General features: G+C 39.8%; 1 tRNA gene and 1 rRNA gene. Both read left to right on the top strand.

The window, feature by feature from the left end:
• Nucleotides 1-145: 145 nt before the first annotated feature.
• A tRNA-Ile gene (locus tag LB454_RS13955) sits at nt 146-219 on the top strand.
• A gap of 363 nt (nt 220-582) precedes the next feature.
• A 23S ribosomal RNA gene (locus tag LB454_RS13950) occupies nt 583-759 on the top strand; the annotation flags it as partial.

The following is a 759-nucleotide window of genomic DNA, read 5'->3' as shown; positions in this document are numbered from 1 at the left end:
AATACCTCCTTTTTTAGAGTATTGCAATTGATAAATTGCAGTAGACGTTTAGAGAAAGGGAATTAATGAAGCTTTGATCAGGTAATGATTAGGATAAAGCTTTTGTGTTTCTAATTGTCAATTTAATTATCATTATAAAGCCTACAGTCTCATAGCTCAGCTGGTTAGAGCGCTACACTGATAATGTAGAGGTCGGCAGTTCGAGTCTGCCTGAGACTACTTTTTAGTCGAATGGGAGACGAGAAGTTTATCCTGAGTAAAGCATGTTAAATGCTGCATCGAAGGGAGTCTGCCTGAGACTACTTTTTAAAGTAATCAGACAGAATTTAAGGCTATTATAGTGAAGAATGGTAGTATTTAATTGAGTTTAAATATTATGACAGAGCCCCACCCAGCCTCCCTAAAGGGGAGGAGATGGTAAGTAACTATCACTACCCCTTTGGGGGAGCAGGGAGGGGGCAAAACGTTCATTGACATATTGAGAATATATAAGAATACGAGAGTTAATTGCTTTTGGTTTGTTTTAGGACAGATTAGGAGCAATGATTTAAGAGTAAAATAAAAATAATAATTATCGAAATAGATAAGCTTATTAAGGGCGTATGGGGGATGCCTAGGCTCTCAGAGGCGATGAAGGACGTGACAAGCTGCGATAAGCTGCGGGGATTAGCACATATGAATTGATCCGCAGATTTCCGAATGGGGCAACCCACTATACTGAAGGTATAGTATCCGACTTAGTCGGAAGCGAACCCGGTG

The organism is Psychroflexus montanilacus, from assembly GCF_020164535.1.
Classification (GTDB): Bacteria; Bacteroidota; Bacteroidia; order Flavobacteriales; family Flavobacteriaceae; genus Psychroflexus; species Psychroflexus montanilacus.
Note: the sequence above shows the minus strand (reverse complement) of the source record. Positions and strands in the feature narration are given on the sequence as shown.